Genomic DNA, 2,160 nt, shown 5'->3' with positions numbered 1-2,160 from the left:
AGGCAGACCGTGTCAAAACCCATAGATAGCCACTGATTTAAGGAGCATGAAAACAGAACACGATTTCAGGATCGTTTTCATCCAGATTGTCGATGAAGCCGCTAGTGCGAAATCCGGCGGAGTTCAGAAGTTTTTGCATTTGCTGATTGGATAGGTTCGTTGATGCGAAAAGCTTTGGCGTTTCACATATCTCCTTGAAATGTCGGACGAGGCCAATTCCGAGCCCTTGCCGCCGGAAGTCCTCTCCTACCATGACCATCTCAATGAACCCGTTTCCGAAAAAATGGTAGTTAAGGACGCCATAGGCGCCGACTAAGTCTCCGATCTCAGCCACATAGCAACATTCGGTCCCTATCCAACTCCTTATATGATCACGGCGCTCAGATGCGCTCGATGCAAGCGTATCAAAGGCGACCAGCCTGTCGTAGTCAGCAACTGTGGCTCTTCTTATTTCCATAGCGAATCCATATCCAATCGCGTTGAGGCATTTTCAAAAACCCGCACCTCGGAAAGCTTTTCCGAGGATTCACAGCTTTAAGCACCCATAGTATGTTTTGCCATGGCACATTTATCAGGAACAGACCGCTCTCAAATGCTGCTTCTGCCTGAAGTGGTTGATGATTACGTAGGTCCGGACAACCCGGTTCGGTTCATCGAAGCTTTCATCGATGGACTGGATTTGCAGGCCTCCGGATTTATACGCGTGGAGCCCAAGTTGACGGGTCGTCCGGGTTACGATCCGGCAGATCTTCTGAAGCTCTACCTGTACGGCTACTTGAACCGAGTGCGGTCGAGCCGTCGGCTGGAAGCCGAGACGCACCGCAATATCGAAATGATCTGGCTGTTGCGGCACCTGAAGCCGGATCACAAAACCATCGCCAACTTTCGTCGGATCAACCATGCTGCGTTCCGGCAGGTGTTCCGGGAGTTCGTCATCCTGTGCCGCCAACTCGACCTGTTCGGCCGGGAACTGCTGGCGGTCGATGGCACGCGCATCAAGGCGGTCAACAACAAGGATCGCAACTTTACGCGGGCGGCGCTGACAAAGTTCATTCGCGAGGCGGACGAACGGCTGACCGAGTACATGAAGCGGCTCGACGACGGCGATGCACAGGAAGAGAATATCGGCGGCAGTGGGCCACGAGCCAAAAATCTCGCCGAGAAGATCGCCGCGATCAAGGGAAAGCGGGACTGGCACAAGGCGCTGCTCGATGAGTTGGACCGGACAGGCGAAGACCAGATATCGCTGACGGATCCCGATAGCCGCGCCATGGCGCGCATGACCAAGGTTAGCGTCGGTTACAACATCCAGCTTGCCGTCGATGTGAAACACAAGCTGATCGCTGAGCAGGAGGTTAGCAGCCAGGTCGTCGATATGGGGCTGCTGACGCAGACGACGCAGGCGGCGATGGACAATCTCGGCGTTGAGCAGATCGAGGTGGTTGCCGATCGCGGCTACTTCAAAGTCGAGGATATCGAGGCATGCGAGAAGGCGGGCATCACCGCCTATGTCCCCAAGCCATTGCAAGGAGCCGCCGTCCGCGAGGGATTCTTTTCCAAGGACGAGTTCCGCTATGATGCAGAGAAGGATGTCTACGTCTGCCCGGCGGGACAGCACCTCTCACCGCGATATGAGAAGAAGACGCGCGACCTGAAGCTTGTCGAATACTGCAACCGGGAAGCCTGTCGGTCCTGCGCTCTGAAGGCGCATTGCACCCATGGATACCGAAGGGTCGGCCGGGTCGAAAACGAGGCGGTTCTTGACCGGATGGCAGCGCGCCTTGCAGCCAGACCCGAAGTGCTCGACCAGCGTCGCGAAAGTGTCGAGCATCCGTTCGGCACGATCAAGCAATGGATGTATCAGGGCGCCTTCTTGATGCGGAGGCTGCAAAATGTCCGCGGGGAGTTCAGTTTGACGGCGCTCGCCTATAACATTCGAAGAGCCATCACCCTCATCGGCGTTCCAGGCCTGATCGCAGCCGTCAGGCTGTGAGAGGAGGACCTTCGACAGACCGACATGCAACATTGTCTCCCAAGAAGTGCAAAAGAACGTCAGTGCTGGCGTATATACAGTAGATGAGCGCGGAAACTCCAAAATTCCCGCCACCGACACAATCAGCTTGCTACAATCACGATCGGCGGACTTTTGACACGGTCTGC

2 protein-coding genes are annotated in these 2,160 nt (G+C 55.5%); one reads left to right on the top strand and one right to left on the bottom strand.

What is annotated here, in order from left to right; all coding sequences use genetic code 11:
- Nucleotides 1–37: 37 nt before the first annotated feature.
- The gene (locus ACMGE0_RS33385; protein WP_436820141.1) at nt 38–457 is read right to left on the bottom strand and encodes a GNAT family N-acetyltransferase; all 420 of its coding nucleotides are present in this window, start codon (nt 455–457) and stop codon (nt 38–40) included.
- Between the two features lie 102 nt (nt 458–559).
- On the opposite strand from ACMGE0_RS33385, the gene ACMGE0_RS33380 reads away from it, so the two are divergent.
- Nucleotides 560–1,993: an IS1182 family transposase gene (locus ACMGE0_RS33380; RefSeq protein WP_436820140.1), complete on the top strand. Its 1,434-nt coding sequence runs from the start codon at nt 560–562 to the stop codon at nt 1,991–1,993.
- Nucleotides 1,994–2,160: the final 167 nt, after the last annotated feature.

This window comes from Neorhizobium descurainiae, assembly GCF_051400715.1.
GTDB lineage: Bacteria > Pseudomonadota > Alphaproteobacteria > Rhizobiales > Rhizobiaceae > Neorhizobium.
The sequence above is the reverse complement of the archived record's forward strand: the minus strand, read 5'-3'. Positions and strand labels throughout refer to the sequence as shown.

Coding starts and splice junctions, on each gene's coding strand:
- ACMGE0_RS33385 (WP_436820141.1), bottom strand. CDS start 457: ATGGAAATAAGAAGAGCCACAGTTGCTGACTACGACAGGCTGGTCGCC.
- ACMGE0_RS33380 (WP_436820140.1), top strand. CDS start 560: ATGGCACATTTATCAGGAACAGACCGCTCTCAAATGCTGCTTCTGCCT.